The organism is Luteimonas sp. GW821-FHT14E02, assembly GCF_058803905.1.
This window is the reverse complement of record NZ_JBXAPK010000010.1, coordinates 1-23,498: the sequence shown is the minus strand read 5'-3', so window position 1 is coordinate 23,498 and position 23,498 is coordinate 1. Positions and strand designations below refer to the sequence as shown.

At 66.8% G+C, this 23,498-nt stretch carries 20 protein-coding genes; 11 read left to right on the top strand and 9 right to left on the bottom strand.

Going from position 1 to position 23,498, the window contains the following annotated elements; translation table 11 throughout:
* Positions 1-20 precede the first annotated feature (20 nt).
* The 6 genes from ppc to AC1RNP_RS15625 form a co-directional block, all read right to left on the bottom strand.
* The gene (ppc, locus tag AC1RNP_RS15650) at positions 21-2,762 is read right to left on the bottom strand and encodes a phosphoenolpyruvate carboxylase (RefSeq protein WP_493052209.1); all 2,742 of its coding nucleotides are present in this window, start codon (positions 2,760-2,762) and stop codon (positions 21-23) included.
* Between the two features lie 219 nt (positions 2,763-2,981).
* Positions 2,982-4,346, bottom strand: a complete 1,365-nt coding sequence (locus tag AC1RNP_RS15645; protein ID WP_493052208.1) for a glutamate--cysteine ligase — start codon at positions 4,344-4,346, stop codon at positions 2,982-2,984.
* A 158-nt stretch (positions 4,347-4,504) separates the two neighbouring features.
* Positions 4,505-5,107, bottom strand: coding sequence for a response regulator transcription factor (locus tag AC1RNP_RS15640; protein ID WP_226469392.1), 603 nt, complete (start codon positions 5,105-5,107; stop codon positions 4,505-4,507).
* 9 nt (positions 5,108-5,116) lie between these two features.
* Entirely contained in the window at positions 5,117-6,343 is a 1,227-nt protein-coding gene (locus AC1RNP_RS15635; RefSeq protein WP_493052207.1) for a sensor histidine kinase, read from the bottom strand.
* Positions 6,344-6,376: 33 nt separating this feature from the next.
* Positions 6,377-7,171 carry an ABC transporter permease gene (locus AC1RNP_RS15630; RefSeq protein ID WP_493052206.1) on the bottom strand — a complete coding sequence of 265 codons (795 nt, stop codon included), beginning with the start codon at positions 7,169-7,171 and terminating at the stop codon, positions 6,377-6,379.
* Entirely contained in the window at positions 7,171-8,097 is a 927-nt protein-coding gene (locus tag AC1RNP_RS15625; RefSeq protein ID WP_493052205.1) for an ABC transporter ATP-binding protein, read from the bottom strand. The genes AC1RNP_RS15630 and AC1RNP_RS15625 overlap by 1 nt, the downstream gene beginning before the upstream one ends.
* A 223-nt stretch (positions 8,098-8,320) precedes the next feature.
* Here AC1RNP_RS15625 and AC1RNP_RS15620 point away from each other — a divergent pair, with 223 nt between their 5' ends.
* The 5 genes from AC1RNP_RS15620 (at position 8,321) to AC1RNP_RS15600 (ending at position 13,497) form a co-directional block, all read left to right on the top strand.
* Positions 8,321-9,577, top strand: coding sequence for an efflux RND transporter periplasmic adaptor subunit (locus tag AC1RNP_RS15620; protein ID WP_493052204.1), 1,257 nt, complete (start codon positions 8,321-8,323; stop codon positions 9,575-9,577).
* Positions 9,578-9,760: 183 nt separating this feature from the next.
* On the top strand, positions 9,761-10,453 hold the full coding sequence (locus AC1RNP_RS15615) for an ABC transporter ATP-binding protein (protein ID WP_226469397.1): 693 nt from the start codon (positions 9,761-9,763) through the stop codon (positions 10,451-10,453).
* 139 nt (positions 10,454-10,592) lie between these two features.
* Complete coding sequence (locus AC1RNP_RS15610; RefSeq protein ID WP_493052203.1) at positions 10,593-11,759, top strand: ABC transporter permease; 1,167 nt, start codon at positions 10,593-10,595, stop codon at positions 11,757-11,759.
* Between the two features lie 12 nt (positions 11,760-11,771).
* The gene (locus AC1RNP_RS15605) at positions 11,772-13,085 is read left to right on the top strand and encodes an ABC transporter permease (RefSeq protein ID WP_493052202.1); all 1,314 of its coding nucleotides are present in this window, start codon (positions 11,772-11,774) and stop codon (positions 13,083-13,085) included.
* A 94-nt stretch (positions 13,086-13,179) separates the two neighbouring features.
* Positions 13,180-13,497: a hypothetical protein gene (locus AC1RNP_RS15600; RefSeq protein ID WP_493052201.1), complete on the top strand. Its 318-nt coding sequence runs from the start codon at positions 13,180-13,182 to the stop codon at positions 13,495-13,497.
* Between the two features lie 9 nt (positions 13,498-13,506).
* Here AC1RNP_RS15600 and AC1RNP_RS15595 read toward each other — a convergent pair whose 3' ends face one another.
* From AC1RNP_RS15595 to AC1RNP_RS15585, 3 genes are all read right to left on the bottom strand, one after another.
* Complete coding sequence (locus AC1RNP_RS15595; protein WP_493052200.1) at positions 13,507-14,121, bottom strand: nucleotidyltransferase family protein; 615 nt, start codon at positions 14,119-14,121, stop codon at positions 13,507-13,509.
* Entirely contained in the window at positions 14,118-15,143 is a 1,026-nt protein-coding gene (locus AC1RNP_RS15590; RefSeq protein ID WP_493052199.1) for an XdhC family protein, read from the bottom strand. The genes AC1RNP_RS15595 and AC1RNP_RS15590 overlap by 4 nt, the downstream gene beginning before the upstream one ends.
* 68 nt (positions 15,144-15,211) lie before the next feature.
* Entirely contained in the window at positions 15,212-16,096 is an 885-nt protein-coding gene (locus tag AC1RNP_RS15585) for a helix-turn-helix transcriptional regulator (protein ID WP_493052198.1), read from the bottom strand.
* Positions 16,097-16,298: 202 nt separating this feature from the next.
* Here AC1RNP_RS15585 and AC1RNP_RS15580 point away from each other — a divergent pair, with 202 nt between their 5' ends.
* The 6 genes from AC1RNP_RS15580 (at position 16,299) to AC1RNP_RS15555 (ending at position 23,391) form a co-directional block, all read left to right on the top strand.
* Positions 16,299-16,760, top strand: a complete 462-nt coding sequence (locus AC1RNP_RS15580; protein WP_493052197.1) for a (2Fe-2S)-binding protein — start codon at positions 16,299-16,301, stop codon at positions 16,758-16,760.
* A gap of 12 nt (positions 16,761-16,772) precedes the next feature.
* Complete coding sequence (locus tag AC1RNP_RS15575; RefSeq protein WP_493052195.1) at positions 16,773-18,986, top strand: xanthine dehydrogenase family protein molybdopterin-binding subunit; 2,214 nt, start codon at positions 16,773-16,775, stop codon at positions 18,984-18,986.
* A 10-nt stretch (positions 18,987-18,996) separates the two neighbouring features.
* A complete protein-coding gene (locus AC1RNP_RS15570; RefSeq protein ID WP_493052194.1) occupies positions 18,997-19,653 on the top strand; it encodes a hypothetical protein in 657 nt (218 codons plus the stop codon).
* Between the two features lie 335 nt (positions 19,654-19,988).
* Complete coding sequence (locus AC1RNP_RS15565; RefSeq protein ID WP_493052193.1) at positions 19,989-20,441, top strand: (2Fe-2S)-binding protein; 453 nt, start codon at positions 19,989-19,991, stop codon at positions 20,439-20,441.
* 179 nt (positions 20,442-20,620) lie between these two features.
* On the top strand, positions 20,621-22,804 hold the full coding sequence (locus tag AC1RNP_RS15560; RefSeq protein ID WP_493052192.1) for a xanthine dehydrogenase family protein molybdopterin-binding subunit: 2,184 nt from the start codon (positions 20,621-20,623) through the stop codon (positions 22,802-22,804).
* Positions 22,805-22,818: 14 nt separating this feature from the next.
* A complete protein-coding gene (locus tag AC1RNP_RS15555) occupies positions 22,819-23,391 on the top strand; it encodes a hypothetical protein (RefSeq protein ID WP_493052191.1) in 573 nt (190 codons plus the stop codon).
* Positions 23,392-23,498: the final 107 nt, after the last annotated feature.

Below are 23,498 nucleotides of genomic sequence, written 5' to 3'. Positions count from 1 at the left end.
GCTTGTTAACCCGGACTGGATCAGCCGGTGTTCTGGATCCCCGCCGCGATGCCGTTGACGGTGGCGATCAACGCCCGCAGCAGCACGTCGTCCTCGCGGCCGGCTTCGCGCCAGCGGCGCAGCAGCTCCACCTGCAGCAGGCTGATCGGATCGACGTAGGGATTGCGCAGCCGGATCGACAGGCGCAGCCGGTAGTCGTCCGCGAGCAGGGTGTCGCGCTGCTTCAGGGCCAGGATCGCTTCGCGCGTGCGGGCGAACTCCTCGGCGATGCCGGGGAAGTACGCCGGGTGCAGGTCGCCGGCCATCTGCGAGTAACGCTCGAAGATGGCGAGGTCCGACTTCGCCATCAGCATCTCGACATCGTCCAGCATCGCGGCGAAGAACGGCCATTCGCGCGCCATCGCGGCCATGGTGTCGAGGCCGTGGGTGTCGATGCCGTGGCGCAGGGCGGCGCCGACGCCGTACCAGCCGGTGAGGCCGGAGCGGTTCTGCGACCAGGCGAACACCCAGGGAATCGCGCGCAGGGTTTCGATGCCGCCTTCGCGCCGCCGCGACGGGCGCGAGCCGATGCGCAAACGCTCGATCACGTCGATGGGCGTGGCGGCGCGGAAGTAGACAGGGAAGTCCTCGCGTTCGTGTACGAGCGCGCGGTAGTGCGCGCGCGAGACCTGCGCAAGTTCCGCCGCCAGCGCGCGCCACTGTCCCTCGCGCGGTTCCGGCGGGCGCGGGCGCAGGCTGGCGCGCAACACCGCACTGGTGGTCTGTTCGAGATTGCGCAGGGCCAGCGCGCGAATGCCGTATTTGCGATGGATCACCTCGCCCTGCTCGGTGACGCGCAAGCGGCCGTCGACCGAGCCGCGCGGCGCGGCGATGATCGCGCGCTCGGTCTTGCCGCCGCCGCGGCTGACCGAGCCGCCACGGCCGTGGAAGAAAACGATGCGCACGCCGGCTTCGCGCGCGAGTTCCAGCAGTTCCACCTGCGCGCGCTGCAGGGCCCAGCGCGAGGCGAGCAGGCCACCGTCCTTGGCGCTGTCGCTGTAGCCGAGCATGACGATCTGGCGATCGCCGCGCGCGGCGAGGTGCTTGCGGTAGACCGGATCCTCGAACAGCGCGCGCATCACGCCCGTGGCGGCTTCCAGATCGCCGACGGTTTCGAACAGCGGCGCGACGTCGAGCGGGACTTCGCCCGCTCCTGAAGCATTTGTTTCAACACAACCTGCGATGCGTGCCAGCGCCAGCACCGCCAATGCATCGGCGGCGCTGCGGCTCATGCTGATGATGTAGGGGCCGAAGGCGTGCTCGCCGAATTGCCCGCGCAGTTCGCGCACGGTACGGAAGACGGCCAGCGTGCCGGCGGCCGCCTCGGTATCGGGTACGGTGGGTGCCGCGCCGTCGATCAAGGCGTGCAAACGATCGATGCGCTGCGACAACTCGCGCGTTGGCCATTGCTCGTCTTTTTCGAGCGCCGCCAGCGCCGTGTCGTGCACGGCCGAATCCTGGCGCAGGTCGAGCGCTGCCATGTGGAAACCGAAGGTGCGCGCGCGCCACAGCACGCGCTGCAACGCGAAACGGCCGGCGTGATCGCCGCGATGGTGGGCGAGGCTGGCGTCGATGGTGTCCAGATCGTCGATGAACTCGTCGGCGTCGGCGTAGCCGTTCGCGGCGCCGGTGTCGGTCGCCGCCAGGCGGGCGCGCATCAGATCGAGGAAGATCCGGTACGGCATGTCGACCAGGCGCGGTCGCAACCGCGCCGCGGCTTCCGGCAGCAGATGGCGATAACGGCTGATGCGCGCCTCGACCTCGGCATCGGCGGCGATGCGCTCGCGGCTTTGCGTGAGCACGTCGCCGAGGGCGCGCAGGTCGACACGATAGTTCGCCAATGCTTGCGCGCGCTGCACGCCGAGCGCGGCGCGGATGGTGTCGGCGCCGACGTTGGGATTGCCGTCCATGTCGCCGCCCACCCAGGTGCCGAAGCGCAGCAACGGCGGCAATTCGATGCGTTCACCGTAGGCGTGCTCCACGGCGTCGGCGAAGACTTCGTAGAACACCGGCAGCACGCGGAACAGCACATTGCCCAGGTAGAAGCCGATGTGTTCGACCTCGTCGGTGACGCTGGGCTTGTGCGGCGGCGCCTCGATGGTCTGCCAGGCGGTGGTCAGCGACTGGCGGATGCGCTCCTCGTCGGCGCGGCGCTCCGGCGGCGTGCGGGTGCGGTCGATGTCGTCGATCAGGCGATCGACGATGGTGTGTTCCTTCAGTAGCAATGCGCGCCGGATCGCTTCGGTGGGATGGGCGGTGAACACCGGCTCGACGCGCATGCGCGGCAGCAGGTCCTGCAGTTCCGCCAGCGTGACGCCGGCATCGCGCAGGTCGCGCAGCACTGCTTCAAGACCGCCCGGTTGCGGCGCATCGGAGGTGCGCTGGTAGTCGCGACGACGACGGATGCGATGCACACGCTCGGCGAGATTGATCGCGCCAAAGTAGGCAGCGAACGCGCGCACCAGCGCTTCGGCATCCTGCAGCGGCACCTGTGCCAGACGCGTGGCGAGCGCGTCGACCGGCTCGCCGTTCTCGCGGCGCGCGATGGCGTCGCGGCGCACGGATTCGACCTGCTGCAGCAGGGCTGGCGAGACCTGCTCGGCCAGCATCTGCCCGACCATGGCGCCGAGACGGCGCACGTCGTCGCGCAGCAGGGTGTCGGTCTCGGCGAATTCGAGGCGTTCGCGCAGCGGCGCGGGGCGGGACGTGGGGCTCTTGGTCATCGACCGAAGGCTAACGCGTTTTTTGCCGCGCTGCAGCATGACCGGACGGACGGCGGCGCAACCCGGTTTTCCTGAGCGCCATCCGCCTGTTGACGCGGTTGAGGCCGACGGCGGTCAGTTCGAGTGCGCCGCCAGGCCCGTCTGGGGAGTGCGGGCATCGGTGGCTGACCGACGAAGCGGCCCTGATGCGTCAGGCGGGGCGCACGGACAGCCGCGGGGTCAGTACGCGAATTCGCGGAACACGCGATCGATGTCGCCGCCCCACTCGCCTTCGTACAGCGCCAGCTTGCGCTCGGCCGGCGTTTCGTTGGCTTCTGCGGCTTCGATCAGCGGCGCGAGAAACAGGCTCTCGTCGGCGCCGTTGCGATTGCAGCGTGCGCGGCGTTGCAGGCCTGCCGCAGAAATTTTCAGTGCTTCCAGCGCCAGCTCGCGCACGGTGGCCTTGCGGAACGGCAGTTTCAGCGCCTGACGTGGCACGCCATCGCGCAAGGCGTGGCGTTCGGCCAGGGTGAAGTCCTTGACCAGATCCCAGGCGGCGTCGAGCGCGGCATCGTCATAGAGCAAGCCGACCCAGAACGCCGGCAACGCGCACAGACGATTCCACGGGCCGCCGTCAGCACCGCGCATCTCCAGGAATTTCTTCAGGCGTACTTCCGGGAATGCGGTGGTCAGGTGATCGGACCAGTCGCGCAGCGTCGGCAGGGCGCCCGGCAGCACGGGCAGCTTGCCGTCCATGAAATCGCAGAAGCTCTGCCCGCTGGCATCGTGATAGATGCCGTCACGGTAGGAGAAGTACATCGGCACGTCGAGGATGTAGTCCACGTAGCGCTCGTAGCCGAACCCGTCCTCGAAGACGAAGTCCAGCATGCCGGTGCGATCCGGATCGGTGTCGGTCCAGATGTGCGAACGGTAGCTGAGATAACCGTTCGGCTTGCCCTCGATGAACGGCGAATCGGCGAACAGCGCGGTCGCGATCGGCTGCAATGCCAGCGACACGCGGAATTTCTTCACCATGTCGGCTTCGGACACGTAGTCCAGATTCACCTGCACGGTGCAGGTGCGCGTCATCATGTCGAGACCGAGCTGGCCGACCTTCGGCATGTAGGAACGCATGATCTTGTAGCGCCCCTTCGGCATCCACGGCATGTCTTCGCGCTTCCACTTCGGCTGGAAGCCCATGCCGAGGAAGCCGAGCTGCAGCTCGTCGGCGACAGCTTTCACTTCCTTCAGATGCGTCGCGACTTCACTGCAGGTGTCGTGGATGCATTCCAGCGGTGCGCCGGAGAGTTCGAGCTGCCCCGCCGGTTCCAGTGTCACGGAGGCGTTGTCGCGCACTAGTGCGATGACGCGTTCCTTTTCCTCCACCGGCGTCCAGCCGAAGCGCGTCAGGCCTTTGAGCAGGGCTTCGATGCCGCGCTCGCCGTCGAACGCCGGCGGGCGCAGGTCGTCGAGGCGGAAACCGAACTTCTCGTGTTCGGTGCCGATGCGCCAGTCCTCCTTCGGCTTCTCGCCCGCAGCGACATAGGCGACCAATTGATCGCGCGCGGTGATGGGCGTATCGCTGACGTGACTCGGACTCGACATGCAAGCTGCTCTGGCTGAGCGCCTGTCGCGACAGGCACTACGATGGGGGACGATATGCGGGCCTCCCCCCTGGAAGGCAAGCGGCACTATAGCGACTGGCTTGCAAAACGGCGTTGTCGCAATGGGATACCGGTGTTCCACCGATGGCACACAGGCGGCTACAGCCAGCCTTTCTGCCGCGCCAGCCGGTACGCTTCGATGCGATTCCCGACGCCGAGCTTGCCGATCGCCTCCGACAGGTAATTGCGCACGGTGCCGTGCGAGAGCTGCAGCTTCGCGGCGATTTCAGCCGCGGATTGCCCCTCGCCCGCCAGCCGCAGCACCTGACGTTCGCGGTCGTTGAGCGGGTCGGCGTCGCTCCAGGCATCCACCGCCAGTTGCGGATCGATGGCGCGGCCGCCGCGATGCACCTTGCGCAGCGCCTCGGCCAGGTTCTCGGCCGGCGCGTCCTTGAGCAGATAACCGGAGACACCGGCTTCCAAGGCGCGGCGCAGGAAACCGGCGCGGCCGAAGGTGGTGACGATCACCACCTTGGTCGGCAATGCATGGCGCTGGATGCGCTGCGCCAGTTCCAGGCCGCTCAGGCCGGGCATTTCAATGTCGGTGACCAGGACATCCGGTTTCAGGCGTTGCAGTTCGCGCCACGCGCTCTCGCCATCGGCCGCGGCGCCCAGCACTTCGATATCGGGTTCCAATCCCAACAGCGCGGTCAAGGCGCCGCGCACCATCGCTTGGTCTTCGGCGAGCAGGATCCGGATCATGTCCATCCATCATACGACGCGTTGCTTGGGTGTTTCCGTGGCAGCTTCTTCTTCAGCGGATTCCTTTTCAATCGCGGCATTGGATTGCGACTGCGCCGCGTCCAGTTTGACCGGCACGCGTACCTGCAGGCGCGTGCCCTGCCCTTTGGGCGATTCGATCCGCAAGCTGCCGCCAAGTTTCGACACGCGCTCGCGCATGCCGCCAAGGCCATTGCCTTCGTCCACGATGCCGCCGCGACCGTCGTCGGCGATACGCAATTGCACGATGCCCGCCTCGCAGGCAAAAGCGATCTGCGCATGCGTGGCCTGCGCATGGCGGGCGATGTTGGTGGCCGCTTCGCGTATCACCAGGGCCAGGCTGCGTTCGATCTCCGGAGGCAGCGCCGGCGGCGCTTCGTACTGCAGATGCACCATCGACGATTCCAGCAGCAGCCGCGCGGAGGCCAACTCGGCGGCGAGATCGGCAGCGCGGATGCCGGTCACCGCGCTGCGCACCTCGGCCAGGGCATGACGGGCGACGCGCTCGGCTTCCTCCACTTCACGGCGCGCGGCCGGCAAATCCCGATCGAGCAGTTTGCGCGAGAGTTCCAGCTTCAGCGTGATCAGCGACAGGGTGTGCCCGAGCAGATCATGCAGGTCGCGACCGATGCGCTCGCGTTCGGCGGTCGCCGCCAGGCGCCGCACCTCTTCGTGGGAGAGCTTCAGCGCCACGTCCTTTTCCTGGCTCTTGCGCTCCACGTTGACGACGATGCCGATGATCAACGTCAGCGCCGGCACCCAGAGCATGGCCCGCAAGGGATAGTCCAACAGCCACGCCACCACGAAGAAGGCGGCATTGAGCAGCAGCAGATGCCACAGATAGACAAGCAACCGACGGTTGTTGGCGCTGCGCAGCATCACGCAGCCGAACACGAAATAGCTGATACCCGCGGGATAAACCGGCATCAGCACCAGGCACAGCACGACCATGCCTATCGCGTAGAAGTTGGAGGCGCGCCGCGATGCGAGCAAGGTCTTGGCGTAAAGCAGCACGAACACCGGATAGCTCAACGCGGTGATCAGCACCCATCTCCAGGTGTAGCCGGACCCGAACAGCGGGGTGATGAATACCCAGGCCGACCACAACAAGTGGATGCCTTCGCTCCATGGCGATTTGCCCCGGCGCCTGGCTTCGGACACGACGGAATCCGGCGCGGCTGCGAACCAGGGAGACAGGAAGCGAGGGATCACGGGCATGGGCCGGCCAATCGATGCCGCGATGATGCCATCTCAGCCATGCCGGCGCAGACGCCGCGCCGCCAGCAGCAGGAACACGACGGTGAAGCCAAACAGCGCCAGGACATGCGGCCAGAGCGCGGCGGATCCGGAACCGACGGCCGCCTGCGCCAGCTTGTTCAAGTGATAACTCGGCCACAGCGGCGCCAGTTGCTGCAGGAACCGCGGCAGCACCGACAACGGGAACCACAGGCCGGAAAGGAAAGCCATCGGAAGATAGAGCAGATTCGCCATCGCCGGCGCTCCCTGGCCACTGACCAGGCAACCGAGCAGCAGCCCCATCGCGCAGAACGGCAGCGCGCCCAGCATGCCGGTGGCGAGCAAGTGCGCGATCTGCAACGGCTGGAGCCGCACATCCGCGGCGAACATCGCCAGTACCACCAACAAGCCGACGATCAGCCCCGCCACCAGCATCGCCATGACCATCTTGCCGAGCAGATACGCCGCCGGCGGCATCGGCAGCGCGCGCTTGAGCATGAGCAAGCCGTTGTCGCGCTCCAGGGCCAGGGCGATGCCGAAGCCGAACAGGCCTGGCGCCATCACCCCGAAAGTCGCGTAGGCAGCCAGCAGATAGCGTGGCGCATCGGGATTGCCATGCCTGCCGCCAAGAACGATGCCGAACATCGTGTAGAACACCAGCGGAAACAGCAGCGTCGGCAACATGAAACCGGGGCTGCGCAAGTAGCGAAGACATTCGCTGCGCATTTCCTGCAGATAGGCCTGTAGCACGCGGCTGGCCGGCATCGGTGCTTTCGCGGGTGTGGCGGCGGTCCAGTCGAGCGTTTGCATCAGGCGGCCTCGCTGCGGGTGGATGCGATCGCTTCCGCGTTGCGGGTGAGTTCGGTGAAGGCCTCGCCGAGGCCGGCGGCCTGAACCTCCAGATGCGTCAACGTGCTGTCGGCGGCGAGCAGACGTCGAAGCAGATCCTCGACGCGCTCGCTCGAAAGCCAGAGCCGCTCGCCGTCCATGCGCGCCTCGGTCACTTCCGGCCAGGCGCGCGCGGTAGCCAGATCAATCCCGCTGCGGCAACGCACGCGCTTGAGCGCGACGCGCGCGCGCAAGGCATCGACGCTGCCTTCGCTGATCATCTTGCCGCGCACCATCACGCAGACGCGATCGGCGAGCGCTTCGGCCTCCTCCAGATAATGCGTAGTCAACAGCACGGCGCAACCTTCGGCGAGCAGTTGCCGGATCGCGGCCCAGAGTCCGTGCCGCGCCTCGATGTCCAGGCCCGTGGTGGGCTCGTCGAGGAACAGCAGCCGCGGCCGCCCGCACAGCGCCAGCGCGAACTGCACGCGCCGCTGCTGACCGCCGGAAAGCTTGCCGTAGGGACGCCGCAGCAAATCGGTGACGCCGGCAAGCTCCGCGCTTTCCTGCAACGTGCGCGGCGCCGGGTAATAGCTGGCGGTGAGGCGGATCAACTCGCCCACACGCAGCATCGGCGGCAGCGCCGCGCTCTGCAGCATCACACCGATCCCGCGACGCGCCGACAAACGCGACGGATCCTCGCCGAGAAGTTCCACCGCCCCCGCATCGGCGCGAATCAGGCCGAGCAGCAAGCCGATCGCGGTGCTCTTGCCCGCGCCGTTGGGGCCGAGCAGGGCCAGGAGTTCGCCGCCGCGCAGCGACAAGTCGACGCCATCCAGCGCGGGAATCCTGCCGTAACTCTTGCTGACGCCGCGCAGGCACGCCAGAACGCTTTGATCGCCGCTCATCGTGGTTTCAAGGTGGAGACCGTGCCGTCAAAGTAGGCGGCGGCGCCGTTCGGCGGCAGTTGCGGCGATCAGCCAACGCACATGACAAACGTCAGGTGAATAGATGGCTGACCTTGCGTAAGCTTGTCGTGCATCACACCGAGGGGGAACTCGGTTGGCGACTGCGGACGCATACCGCCACAATGCCTTTTCCCGTTTCGCCCCTTCCCGTTTCTGGATCACGATGAACACTTCCGCCGACCTGCTGAAGGAACTCCGCATCGACCGCAAGGCGCCCCCACCGCCGTCACGGCGTGGGTTGTGGGCGGCCCTGATCGTGATCGCCGTGATCGCGGCGCTGGGCGTCGGCCTCTGGCTGTTCTTGACACGTGACAAGGGTGTCGAGGTGCGGACCGCCACGGTGGCGGCGATCGGCAGTGGCGGCACATCGGCATCGGTGCTCGATGCCACCGGCTACGTGGTGGCGCGGCGCACGGCGACGGTTTCGGCCAAGATCACCGGCAAGGTGCGCGAGGTGTTGATCGAGGAAGGACAGCGCGTCGAGGAAGGCCAGGTGATGGCCACGCTCGATCCGATCAGTGAAACCGCCGATCGCACGCTGGCGTCGGCGCAGCTGTCGGCGTCGCAAAGCGACATCGCACGCGTGCAGGCGCAGCTGAAGGAAGCCGAAGTCAATGCTTCGCGCCTGTCGACCCTGGTGAGCCAGCAACTGGTGTCGAAATCGCAATACGACCAGGCCGTCGCGCAGCGCGACTCCCTGCGCGCGCAGCTGGTGACCGCGCAGCGCAACGCCAAGGTCGCCTCGGACCAGCTCGCGATCGCCGACATCAATCTCGACTACACCGTGGTGCGTGCGCCGTTCGCCGGCATCATCACCGCCAAGGCGGCGCAGCCGGGCGAAATCGTCTCGCCGCTCTCGGCCGGCGGCGGGTTCACACGTACCGGCATCGGCACCATCGTCGACATGGATTCGCTGGAAGTGGAAGTCGACGTCGGCGAGGCGTTCATCGGTCGCGTGCAGCCGAAGATGCCGGTGGAGGCCACACTCAACGCCTATCCGGACTGGAAGATTCCCGCCGAGGTGATCGCGATCATCCCCGCCGCCGACCGCGGCAAGGCCACGGTGAAGGTGCGCATCGCGTTGAAGGTGAAGGACCCGCGCATCGTCCCGGACATGGGCGTCAACGTCAGCTTCCTCGAAAACGAAAAGCCCGCCGCCGCGTCACCGCTGCAGACGCGCGGCGTGCGCGTGCCCGCCGCCGCCATCGCGCAGCGCGAGGGCATCAATGTCGCCTTCGCGCTGAAAGGCGGCGACGACGGCACGGTGGAGCAGCGCGAACTCAAGCTCGGTCGCACGATCGGCGACGACCGGCAGGTACTCTCGGGCCTGTCGGCCGGCGACGAGGTGGTCCTGTCCCCGCCCGCCGAGCTCAAGGACGGAGGCAAGGTGCGGGTGGCCGGCGCGGACGCCGAAAAATAATTTCCGGATCGGGCAGCGGGATGTCGACGACTTGTCGATATCCGGCCTTCCCGATCGTCGCAGTGGTTGTGAAGGCCCGGCGGACGCCGGGAGCGGCATCGCTGGGGCTACGTCCTCCAGCCGAGCAATCCACAGCAGCCCCCTGCCGGGGACGTAGCCCCGGCCTACATTCGAGGTAGAGCGATGTCATCCCTGGTATCGATCCGCAATCTCACCAAGACCTACCAGCGCGGCCCCGAGCAGGTCGCCGTCCTGCACGGGCTCGACCTGGAAATCCCCAAGGGCGACTTCGTCGCGCTGATGGGCCCGTCCGGCTCCGGCAAGACCACGCTGCTCAACCTGATCGGCGGCCTCGACGTCCCCACCTCCGGGGAAATCGAGATCGAGGGCGAACGCCTGGATCGCATGAGCGCCGGACAACTGTCCCACTGGCGCAGCCAGCACGTCGGCTTCGTGTTCCAGTTCTACAACCTGATGCCGATGCTGACCGCGCAGCGCAATGTTGAGCTGCCGTTGCTGCTGACCAATCTCGGCGGCGCGCAACGCAAGCGCAATGCCGAGATCGCGCTGACGCTGGTCGGTCTCAAGGAACGTCTCGGACACAAGCCGAACGAACTCTCCGGCGGCCAGCAGCAGCGCGTGGCGATCGCGCGCGCGATCGTTTCCGATCCCACGCTGCTGATCTGCGACGAACCCACCGGCGATCTCGACCGGCATTCGGCCGAGGAAATCCTGGAGCTGTTGCAACTGCTCAACCGCGAGCACGGCAAGACCATCGTCATGGTGACCCATGACCCGAAGGCGGCCGAGTACGCGACCCATACGTTGCATCTCGACAAGGGCACCCTGGTCGAACAGGTGCGGCGCGTGGCTTGACAGTCGCCTCCCCTGCTTGCGGGGGAGATCGGGAGGGAATGCGAAGGCGCGTTGCGCCGGGCTTCTCGCGAAGAAGCGCCCCCCCCCCAACCCTTCCCCGCGTTCGCGGGAGAGGGAGGAAAAACTTCCGGAGGATTCCATGAAATATCTCCATCTGATCTGGGCGGAACTGTTCCGGCGCAAGACGCGCACGTTCCTGACCCTTTTCTCGATCGTGGCGGCGTTCCTGCTGTTCGGGCTGCTCGACGGCGTGCGCGAAAGCTTCGCCGAGGCCGGCCAGAGCGCGAACGGCGCGCAGCGCTTGCAGACCGGTGCCAAGTTGTCCTTCATCCAGCCGCTGCCGATGGCGCTTAATGACCGCATCGCACGGATCGATGGCGTGAAAGGCGTGGCTTATGCGAACTGGTTCGGCGGCGCCTATCAGGATCCGCACAACCAGATCTTCAGCTTCGCCGTCTCGCCGAACTATCTCGACCAGTATCCGGAAATCGACGTTGCGCCGGCCGAACGCAAGGCATTCGACGACACCCGCACCGGCATCCTGGTCGGCGAGGACCTGATGCAGCGCTTCGGTTGGAAAGTCGGCCAGAAAATCCCGCTGCAATCGACCATCTTCCCCAACAGCGACGGCAGCAAGAACTGGAGCTTCGACATCGTCGGCGTGATGAAGCCGAAGGACAAGAAGACCGGCGGCTGGTACGGCCAGATGCTGATGATGCATTGGAAGTACTTCGACGAATCCACGCCCTACAACCGCGGCCAGACCGGTTGGTACGTCGTCAGCCTGCACGACGCCAATCAGGCCGACCGCGCCGCCAAGGCGATCGACGCGCTGTCGGCGAACTCCGACCACGAAACCAAGACCCAGACCGAACAGGCGGCCGCGCAGGCGTGGATGAAACAGATGGCCGACATCGGCCTGATCGTCAGCTCGATCATGGGCGCCGTGTTCTTCACGCTGCTGTTGCTCACCGGCAACACGATGGCGCAGGCGGTGCGCGAGCGCATTCCCGAGCTGGCGGTGCTCAAGACGATCGGGTTCTCCAACCACAGCGTGTTGTTGATGGTGCTGGCCGAATCGGTATTGATGGTGCTGATCGGAGGCGTGCTCGGCGTGGCGCTGTCGGTCGTCCTGGGGCCGATCGTTGCGGGCATCAGCAACGGTGCCGTGCAGATTCCGCCGGTGGGATGGAGAAGCTGGGCACTTGGCATCGCCCTGATGCTCGGGATCGGATTACTGGTGGGCGCCCTGCCCGCACTGCGGGCGATGCGTCTGAACATCGTCGATGCATTGGCCGGACGCTGAGGAGAATTTGACATGAAAGCATTCCTTCGCGGTTCCCTGCTCGGCGGGATCGTCCTGCTCAGCATCGCGGCATGGCTGGCGCTGCCGTGGTTCGTTTTGCTCGCAATCGCGGTGCTGTTCGTGCTCTGGCTGCTGTTCACCCGGCGCGGCCAGCAGACCGGATCGGTTACCCAGGTCGGCCTCAGCACGCTGAAGCAGCGCATCGCAGCTTCCCTCGTGGTGGTGATCGGCATCGCCGGCGTGGTCGGCGTACTGGTGGCGCTGCTGGCGATGGCCGAAGGCTATCGGGAAACGTTGCGCAAGAGCGGCAGCGAGGACAGCGCCATCGTGATGCGCGGCGCTTCCGCGGCCGAGGTGATGTCCACACTCAGCCGCGACAGCGTCGTCGCCATCAACGACGCCCCCGGCGTCGCCCGTGACGCGCAAGGACGCGCGTTGATCTCGCCCGAACTGATCGTCGCCGCCAATCTGCCGTTGAAGGACGGCAGCGGCGATGACGGCAGCGTGCAGGTGCGCGGTGTCGGCGATCAGGCCTGGGCGGTGCGTCCATCCGTGAAGATCGTTTCTGGCCGCAAATTCGCAACCGGCCGCCGCGAACTGGTGGCCGGCAGCGGCGCGCAGCGTCAGTTCGCGGGACTCGAACCCGGCCATGTGATCAAGCTCGGCAGCCAGGAATGGACCGTGGTCGGCATCTTCCATTCCGGCGACGCCATGGATTCGGAAATCTGGGGCGACGCCGAAGTGGTTGCTTCCACCTACAACCGTGGCAGCTCGCGCAGCTCGGTCACCGCCAAGCTCAGCTCCGCCGCCGCGTTCAAGGGGTTCAAGGCCGCGCTCGCCAACGATCCGCGCCTGGATGTGGACACCACCACCACGCTCGAATATTTCAACAAGCAATCCGAACAGATGACCACCGTCCTGCGTGCCATCGGCATCGTGGTCGGCGTGATCATGGCGCTTGGCGCGGTGTTCGGCGCGCTTAACACCATGTACGCCAGCGTCGCCGCGCGGCAGCGGGAAATAGGCACGCTGCGCGCGATCGGCTTCCGCGGCGTGCCGGTGGTGGTGGCGGTGATGCTGGAAACGCTGCTGCTGGCACTGCTCGGCGGCGTGATCGGAGGACTGCTGGCCTGGCTCATCTTCAACGGCTATACCGCCTCCACCATCGCCGGCGGCGTCGGCCAGCTGACGTTCCAGTTCATGGTCTCGCCGCAACTGTTGTGGACCGGTGTGAAGTGGGCCATGGCGATCGGTTTCATCGGCGGCCTGTTCCCCGCCGTGCGCGCGGCGCGCCTGCCGGTCACCGAGGCCCTGCGTAGCGCGTGACCGTCATCGCACATCGCCTTCGCACGCACGCGGCGTGCGAAGGCGAACCGGCCCGGTTTCGTGCGACGATCGCGGCGTCCGGAAAGAAAGCCGCATGACCGAAGACATCCACAATCCCGACATCCGACACCTCGACATCCGCGTGCTCGATGCACGCCTGCACGAGCTGCAGAAGCGCGCCTTCCAGCATTACGAGGCCGCCGCCGCGCACGCGGAGGCCGAACCTTCGCGAGCCGATGCGATCTATGCCGAAACGGAGCACATGGTCGCGCCGTTGATCGCCGAAGCCAGGACCATCAGCGAGGAACTCGCGCGTCGCCTGCGCGCACGGGCGCGCTGGTATCGGCTTGCCGCGCTCGTGGTCGCGGTCGTGGGCGTCGCCCTGGCGATCTGGCTGGCGACGAAGGGCTGAATCGGTCAACTACGCCGACTGATCCGAATCGAGCCAGCCTCGGGCGATGGCGGTTTCGACATCGGCTTCGGTGTCGAGATCGAATTCCAGTTCCGGCGCGCGCAGCGTCCACACCGCATCATCGGGCAGCAGGCGCAGACGTCCGCCGAGACCATGATCCGCCTGCAATCGCGCGGCCTCGGCCAGCAGCGACGGCGTGACCACGGCCGGAACTCCGCGCTTGTCCACGTGCGATGTCGCCGCGCAACCCGACGACGCGGTGGCGGCGCCCGCCAGCAACTGCCGGAGATGCGCGGTTTCGAGCGCCGGCTGATCGCAGGCGAGGATCAGCGTCGGCGCGCGATGCCCGGCCAATGCGGCCGCGGCGGTGCGCAGGCTGCTGGCCATGCCGCTCCGCCAATCCTCATTGATGACGATGTCGCAAGCGATGTCCGCCAGCGCCAGTTCACAAGCGTCATGCTGCGCGCCGAGCACCACCAGCAGGCGTTGCGGATTCGTCTCGGAGGCCAGGCGCGCGGCGCGATGCAACAGCGTTTCGCCCGCGCGCTGCAACAATTGTTTTGGACGTCCGAGACGACGGCTGCCGCCCGCCGCCAGCACGATGGCGGCATGCGATGCGGTCAAGCCACCGCCTCGGCGTGTCGAGGATCGGGGTTGGATGCGAGTTCTTCTCCAGACGCGCGCCCCGGTTCCACCGCATGCAGATACGCCTGCAATTGCGCGGCGATGCTCAGCGCGATCGCTTGCGGCCCCTGCCCGCCCAGCTTGAGGCCAATCGGCGAACGCAGGCGCGGCGCCAATGCGGTGCGATGCAATGCCGGCAGCACGCGGAACAGATCCTCGCGGCGGCGCACCGGACCAAGCAGACCGACGAATGGAATTGCACTCGCCGCCAGCGCATCGAGCGCTTCGCGATCGAGTTCGAAGTTGTGATGCATCACCAGCACGGCGTCGAATACCGGGCCCGCGCGCACGGCATCCGTCGGCGTGGCATCGAGATGCCGGTCCGCGAAGCGCGCCTGCCCGCGCCAGCGTTCGCGACGCTCCGCCAGCGTGGTCTTCCAGCCCATCTCGCGCAGCAGCGGCAACAACATCGGCGTTTCCGGGCCGGCGCCGAGTACCAGCACTTCGGGTGGCGCGTCGATGCGTAGCGACCACGCCGTCGTCGTCGATCCCCACGCCACCGTCGTCGTCGCGATGCGCCAGTCGCACGTCGCTCCCGCGGCGATGCACGCAACCGCGCCATCACGATCGATCTTCAAGTCCAGTGGTGTGCGCCCGCGCTGCCATGCGGCGAACGGCGCTTCCGCATCCGGCAGCTGCCGTAGCGGCAGCAACGCGAGACGCAACAGGCCGCGGCAGCCGACCGCCGAGCCGGACAGCATGTCCTCGTCCTCGCGCGTGTCGATCTCCAGCCAATGCAGTTGCCCTTCGCGTGCGGCTTCGCTCGCGATGCGTTCGATCGCCGGTTCAAGACAACCGCCGCTGAGCCAGCCGACCTGTCCGTCGGCGGCACCAAACAGCGCCATCGCGCCCGCGCGCGCGTACGTGGAGCCTTCGGTCTCCAGCACGACCACCAGCGTCGCCGCATCGCCGCGCTGCAAGGCCCGCAGCGCCGCTTCCATCACCATTCGATGTTCAGACATGAGAAGCGCGCGATTCCGACGCAGACGGGGAGACCGAGGAAACGATAGCGCCGGTCGACGACAAATGCCTATCCCCCAGCCTCACGGGAGTGACCGCCTCGCGCGCGCCGAAACTGGTTCGGCGTGACGCCCTCATGCCGCTTGAACGCGGTGGTGAAGTGGCTGTGGCTGGCGAAGCCGGTGGCCATGGCGATGGCGGTGATGCCCTGCCGCGTCCCGGCGAGCAGCGCTCTGGCGTGCGCCAGGCGCCGCTGGATCACGTATTGCGCGGGCGTGGTACCGAAGGTGCCGCGGAACGCAATCAGGAGCCGGTGCACGCTCATCCCCGCCAGCGAGGCCAGTGTTTCCAGAACGATGCGTTTCGACAGATTCGCCTCGATGTAGTCCTCCAGCCACTGCCGCGCCTGCGGAGACAACTCGCCCGAATCGCCCTGCGCCGACACATCGATAAGAGCGCCGCCATACCTGTCGAGCAGATGCAGCCCGATCATCTGGCTCAGCGAGGCACTCATCATCCGCGACAGGTCGTCGTCCCGCCCCACCTGTTCGGCGAGCCGCCGCGCGGCGAGGTAGAGGAATTCGTCACGATGCATGAGCCGCGGCGGGATGTCGCGGAAATCGCGCGTGCGCCCGGCGAGTTCCTCGAAATACTCCGGCGCGACGCGGATCTCGGCGCAACGGTAATTGCCGCCGCGCGCCTGGCTCGCGTACTTGCGGCCAGCGGGAATCAACAGCACATCGCCGACCGCCGCCGGCATGCGTCGCGCTTCGTGCCCTTCGATCTCGGTCACCAGATCGTGCATCTCGCCTTCGAAATGCACGATCAGCGTGTGTTCTTCACCGTGGATCGCCCAATCGGTCGGTGCAAGGATCTGTTCCGAAAGCAGCGACAGTTCGAGCCCTGACCAGGCAGCGAGTGTTTCGGTGCGGGGATTGATGCCTGCGGTCTCCATGGAGTCCGCGGAAATATCGTCCGGAGAATTTGCAAGCACCGTGGACATTTTGGAAGCCCTCGCCCAAGTCCCGTGACCATCATATCCGGCAACGCGTCACAGACGGTGATGCACACGCGGCGCCACCGTCGACGAACAAAAATGCCGCAGTCGCACATTGCCGGCCGCGGTCGCCTAGCCAACCGTCCCTCCGGAGAAAGCCATGGCCATCACGTTGAACATCAACGGCAAGGAACACAGCGTCGACGCTCCCGACGACAAGCCCCTGCTCTGGGTGCTGCGCGACGACCTGCACATGACCGGCACAAAATTCGGCTGCGGCGCCGCGTTGTGCGGCGCCTGCACCGTACTGGTCGACGGCAGCCCGCGCCGCGCCTGCGTGATGCCGGCCTCCGCCGCCGCCGGCAAGCAGATCACCACCGTCGAGGGCATTGGTGCCACGCCGGTCGGCAAGCAGGTGCAGGACACCTGGGTGGCGCTGAACGTGCCGCAATGCGGCTACTGCCAATCCGGCCAGGTGGTGGCGGCCACGGCACTGCTCACCGTCAACCCCAAACCGAACGATCGCGACATCGACGAAGCGATGTCGGGAAACATCTGCCGCTGCGGCATGTATCCGCGCATCCGCCGTGCGATCCATGAGATCGCCGACAACGCGGCCTGAGGAGGTGGCGCCATGAAAGACGATACCAAGACATCGCTCGACGCTTCCGGCAGCTCGCGCCGCCGCTTCCTCAAGGCGAGCGCCGTGGCCGGTGGCGGCCTGCTGATCGGCTTCCATCTGGTCCCGCGCGGACGCGCCGCGATGGCGTCCGAACCGGCCAGCGGCAAACCGCTGCAACCGAACGCCTTCGTGCGCATCACGCCTGACGATCAAGTCACCGTCATCGTCGGCCATTCCGAACTCGGCCAGGGCACGCTGACGGCGATCTCGATGATGGTGGCCGAGGAACTCGATGCCGACTGGTCGCGCGTGCGCTACGAGCAGGCGCCGGCCGATCCGGCCTACAACCAGCCGGTGTTCCACACCCAAATCACCGGCGGCAGCATGTCGACCGGTTCGGAATACATGCAGCAGCGCCAGGCCGGCGCCGCCGCGCGTGCCCTGCTGGTCGCCGCCGCCGCCAAACGCTGGGGCGTGGATACCGCAAGCCTGCGCACCGAGGCCGGCCAGGTCCATGACGATGCCGGCAAGCGCAGCGCGCGCTACGGCGAACTGGTGGACGAGGCCGCGACGCTGCCCGCCCCCGCGCTCGACACGCTCAAGCTCAAGGACCGCAAGGACTTCAAGATCATCGGCAAGCCGCGGCAGCGGCTGGATGCGGCGATCAAGGTCGATGGCAGCGGCAAGTTCGGCCTCGATGTCTACCTGCCGGGCATGCTGACCGCGATGCGCGTGCGACCGCCGGTGTTCGGCGGCAAGCTGCGAAGCTTCGATGCCCACAAGGCGAAAGCGGTGCCCGGCGTGGTCGATGTGCTGCAGATTCCTACCGGTGTCGCCATCATCGCCAAGGATTACTGGTCGGCCAAGAAAGGGCGCGATGCTCTCGTCGTCGACTGGGATCCGGTCGCTGGCGAGCGCCGCTCCACCGCGCAGATGCGCGCCGATTACGCAAAGCTGATGGATGCGCCAGGCGCGCTGGTGGCGCGCAACGATGGCGACGTCGCCGCCGCGCAAAAGAACGCCAGGCAGACGCTGACGGCCGAATTTCCGTTCCCGTTCCTCGCACACGTGCCGATGGAGCCGTACAACGCCGTGGTCGACCTGCAGGACGATGGCTGCGAGGTCTGGATCGGCACGCAGTGGCAGAGCGGCGACCAGTTGGCCATCGCGCAGGTGCTCGGGCTGAAGCCGGAGCAGGTGAAGCTCCACACCATGCTGGTCGGCGGCGGCTTCGGCCGGCGCACCAATCCCCCGATCGCGGCGGAAGCGGCGGAAGTGGCAAAGGCCGCGCGCGCGGCCGGCATCAAAGCGCCAATCAAGCTGATGTGGACGCGCGAGGACGACGTCCATGGCGGCTTCTATCGTCCGTTCGTGCATGCCCGCCTCAGCGCGACGCTGGACGAGCACGGCCGGCTGTCGTCGTGGAGCGATCGCCATGCCGCGCAAGCCTTCCTGCCGGGTACGCCGTTCGAGGCGATGATGAAGAACGGCGTGGACCCGTCCAACACCGAAGGCGCGGAGGACATGCCCTACGCCGTGCCGAACATGCACTTCAGCATCCACCAGCCCAAGTCCGACATCCCTCAGTGGTGGTGGCGTTCGGTCGGCCACTCCTTCAACGGCTTCATCGTCGAAACCTTCATCGACGAGCTGGCGCACGCCGCCGGCAAGGACCCTTACCGGTTTCGCCGCGACCATCTCAAGGACGATCCGAAACACGCGCGCCTGCTCGGCGTGCTCGACGCCGCCGCCAGCGCCGCGGGCTGGGACAAGCCTTTGCCCAAGGGCGTGCATCGCGGCATCGCCGCGCATGCGTCCTACGGCTCCTTCGCCGGCCAGGTCATCGAGGTGAGCGTCGATGCCGACAACCGGCTCATCGTGCACCGGGTGGTGGCGGTGATCGATTGCGGCGTGGTGATCAATCCCGACCTGGTCCGGGCGCAGGTGGAATCGGCCGTGATCTTCGGCCTGTCCGGCGCGCTGTTCCAGGAAATCACGCTGAAGGACGGCATCGTCGAGCAGAACAACTACGACGACTACCCGGTGCTGCGCATGTACCAGACGCCGAGGATCGACGTGCACCTGGTCAATAGCGACGCGCCGCCATCCGGTTGCGGGGAACCCGGTACCGAATGCGTCGCGCCCGCGCTCGCCAACGCGGTTTTCGCCGCCACCGGCCAGCGCCTGCGCACCCTGCCGCTCAAGCACCACCTGCAGATCGCCTGAGGAGGACGCCATGAACGTACGCAATCGCCCGCTGCGCATCGTCGCCCTGCTCGGGATCGTCTCGGCCGTCGCCGCCGCGATGGCCATCGCGGCGGAAAACGCGCCGAAACCTGCCGGACCCGCCAAGACCGGCGGCGATCCCGCGCTGTTCGATCCGATCGCCAGCGTGGTCATGCATCCGCGCTGCATGAACTGCCATCAGGTCGACTTCCCGCGCCAGACCGACGCCGGCATCCGCCATACCCAGCTGGTGGTGCGCGGCACCGGTGGCACCAGCGCGCACGATGGCGGCCACGGCGCGCCGACGCTGCAATGCCAGACCTGCCACCAGGCCAGCAACACCGCCGACGGCCGCGTGCCCGGCACGCCGAACTGGCAGCTGGCGCCCGCGTCGATGAAATGGGAAGGCCTGTCGAAGGCGCAGATCTGCGAACAGCTCAAGGACCCCGAGCGCAACGGCCACCGCACCACCGCCAGGTCCGTGGTCGAACACATGGGCGCCTACGGCAGCCACACCGATCCGCTGGTGTTGTGGGCCTGGAATCCCGGCGCTCATCGCAGTACCCCGCCGATCAGCCACGCCGAATTCGTCAAGGCGCTGGAAGCCTGGGCCGAAGCCGGCATGCCCTGCCCGTCGGCGACGGACGCGCGCACCGCGGCACGCTGACGCTCCGCCACATCGCAGCCGGCCCGCCCCGGGCCGCTGCAATGCTTTGCAGGATCGTGTCCGATTCTTGCAGGATCGTGCTAGTCCAATCCGGCCGGACGACATCGCCACATGGCAATCTGTCTTTTCGGACGCGATGTCACGAATTCACCCCGCCTCGACGATCCTCCGATAACGATCTCGACACTTTCGTGACGCCATCCGTGGCGTAACATCCCGAACTGCGGAGCCATCGGCCCGGTCATTCATGGCCGGTCGTTCGTCGCCCAGCCGCTGCCGACAGGGCATCGGCTGAGCGCGGCTCCTCACCCCCAGCCGTCGCCAGGGAGACGATCATGAAACTGCACGTCAACGGGACCGAGCGCGAAGTCGACGCGCCGGCCGACATGCCACTGCTTTGGGTGCTGCGCGATCTGCTCGGCATGACCGGCACCAAGTTCGGTTGCGGCATCGCGCAATGCGGCGCCTGCACCGTCCACATCGACGGCGCGCCGCTGCGTGCCTGCGTCACCCCGGTCTCGGCCGTGGAAGGCAAGAAGATCACCACCATCGAAGGCCTCTCGGCGGACGGCACCCATCCGGTGCAGAAGGCCTGGGCCGAACTCGACGTGGTGCAGTGCGGCTACTGCCAGTCCGGCCAGATCATGTCGGCCGCCGCGCTGCTCGCGCAGGTGCCCAAGCCGAGCGATGCCGACATCGACCAGGCACTGTCCGGCAACCTCTGCCGCTGCGGCACCTACCAGCGCATCCGCGCCGCGGTGCATCGCGCGGCCGAACTGAGCACCTGATTCCATACCAAAACCTTTCTCCTGCACGCAGGAGAAAGGCTGGAGTGAGGGGCGCGGCCCGACATCCTCGAACACCGCACGCCCTGACTCCGTCTCCCTCATCCGGCCTACGGGCCACCCCTCAGCCGCTTGTGGCGACTTCGATCCAGCAAGCGGGAGAAGGGAATCTGGAGGTTCTCATGAACGCAGTCCTCAGTCCGGCACGTCGCAACTTCCTCAAGACCAGCGCGCTTGTCGGCGGCGGCCTGGTGATCGGGTTCGTGGTCCCCGGCGCGAAGCGCTTCGCCCTCGCGCAGGAACCCGCCGCGGCCGCAACCGCCTTCGCCCCCAACGCCTTCCTGCGCATCGGCAACGACGACAGCGTGACCGTGCTGCTGGCCCACTCGGAAATGGGCCAGGGCATCTGGACCACACTGCCGATGCTCATCGCCGAAGAACTCGACGCCGACTGGTCGAAGATCAAGGTCGAGCACGCGCCCGCCGCGCCGGATTACAACAGCCCGGCTTTCGGCATCCAGATGACCGGCGGCTCCTCTACCACCACCAGCGAATTCGACCGCTACCGCCAGGCCGGTGCCACCGCGCGCGCGCTGCTCGTGCAGGCCGCCGCCGCGCGCCTGAAAGTGCCGGCCGACCAGATCCGCACCGAGAACGGCCACGTCATCGCCGGCGACCAGCGCCTGCGCTACGGCGAACTCGCCGACGAGGCGTCGAAGCTGACGGCACCCGATCCGAAATCGCTGAAGCTCAAGGAGCCGAAGGACTGGAAGATCATCGGCAAGCCGACCAACCGTCTCGACACGCCGGAAAAGATCACCGGCCGCGCCCAGTTCGGCATGGACGTGCAATTCGAAGGCCTGCGCACCGCCGTGGTGGCTCGCTCGCCGGTGTTCGGCGGCAAGGTGAAATCCTTCGACGCCACCGCGGCGAAAGCGGTGCCCGGTGTGCGCGACGTGGTGCAGGTGCCGAGCGGCGTGGCCGTGATCGCCGATCACTACTGGGCGGCCAAACTCGGCCGCGATGCGCTGAAGGTCGAGTGGGACCTCGGTCCGCACGCGACGCTGGACACTGCCGCCCTGCGCGACGAGTTCACCAAGCTGTCGCTCACGCCCGGCGCGGTCGCCGCGCAGGCGGGCGATGCCGTGGCGGCGATGGCGAACGCGAAGAAGACCGTCGAAGTCGAATATGCGGTGCCCTATCTCGCGCATGCGCCGATGGAACCGCTCAACTGCACCGTGAAGATCGACAGCGACAAGTGCGAAATCTGGACCGGCACCCAGTTCCAGACCGTCGATCAGCAGGTCGCCGCCAAGATCACGGGCCTGAAGCCGGAACAGGTCTTCATCCACACCGCCTTCCTCGGCGGCGGCTTCGGCCGTCGCGCCACGCCGGTCTCCGATTTCGTCACCGAAGCGGTTGAAGTGGCGAAGGCCGCGAAGGCGCCGGTGAAGACGGTCTGGTCGCGCGAGGACGACATCCGTGGCGGCTACTATCGCCCGGCCTACGTGCAGCATGCCAAGGTCGGCCTCGATGCGGACGGCAAGCCGGCTGCGTGGCTGCAGACCCTGGTCGGACAGTCGATCGTCGCCGGCACACCGTTCGCGCCGGCGATGATCAAGAACGGCATCGATGCCACTTCCGTGGAAGGTGTCGCCGATTCGCCATACGTGGCGGGCACGCCCGCGCACCGCGTCGACCTGCACTCGCCCGACACCGGCATCCCCGTGCTGTGGTGGCGCTCGGTTGGCCACAGCTACAACGGCTTCGTGATGGAGAGCCTGGTCGACGAACTCGCCCACGCCGCCGGCAAGGATCCGCTCGAATATCGCCGCACGCTGCTCAAGGACCATCCGCGTCATCTCGCCGCGCTGAACCTCGCCGCCGAGAAATTCGGCTGGGACAAACCGCTGGCGAAAGGTCGTGGCAAGGGTATCGCCGTGCACGAATCCTTCGGCAGCTACGTCGCGCAGGCGGCGGAAGTCTCGGTGGAAGACGGCACGATCAAGGTACATCGCGTGGTCTGCGCGATCGACTGCGGCCTCGCCGTGAATCCCGGCGCCGTGGAAGCGCAGATGCAATCCGGCATCGCCTTCGGCCTGGGCGCCGCCCTGCACTCCAGGCTCACCTTCAAGGAAGGCCGCGTGCAGGAATCCAACTACCACGACTACACCGTCCTGCGCATGCACGAGATGCCGGTGGTCGAAGCGCACATCGTGCCGAGCACCGAAAAGATGGGCGGCGTCGGCGAACCCGGCACACCACCGATCGCACCAGCGGTGGCGAACGCGGTGTTCGCACTCACCGGACAGCGATTGCGCGAACTGCCGTTGCAGCTTGCAGCCACGCCCGCGGCGAAAGCTTGAGGAGGAGAACGACGATGAAGCGTTCCGCCCTGTTGTGTCTCACCGTGCTCGCCCTCGCCGCCTGCGGCCAGCGCGTCAGCCCGGAACAGAAGGCCAAGGCGATCGAAGCCTTCGCCACCGTCGAGAAAGTGTTCCAGCACCCGCGCTGCAGCAACTGCCACATTCCTGGTGACCAGCCGCTGCAGTTCGATACCCAGACACCACATGCGATGAGTGTCGTCCGCGGCCCCGAAGGCAAGGGCGCGCCCGGCCTGCCTTGCAGCACCTGCCACGGCGTGCAGAACTCCCCGGCCAGCTACGGCCCGCATGCACCGCCCGGCGCACCAAACTGGCATCTGCCCCCGCCTGATCACAAGATGGCCTGGATCGGACTGCCGGCGAAGGAACTGTGCGAGATGATCCAGGACAAGTCGAAGAACGGCGATCGCGACTTCGCCGCGTTGCTCAAGCATGTGAGCGAAGACAAGCTGGTGTTGTGGGGTTGGCAGCCGGGTGGGGAACGCAAGCCGGTGTCGGTGTCGCATGACCAGTTTGTGGCGGCGTTCAAGACTTGGTCTGATGCTGGTGGGCCGTGCCCAGAAGGTTGAGCTTTCGTGGCTCGTTGTTTGTTAGGAGCAAAAGCGTTTCGCCCCTGAAGGGGCGAGTTCATTTCTTTTGGTAAGCCCCAAAAGAAACGAACCAAAGAAAAACGCTT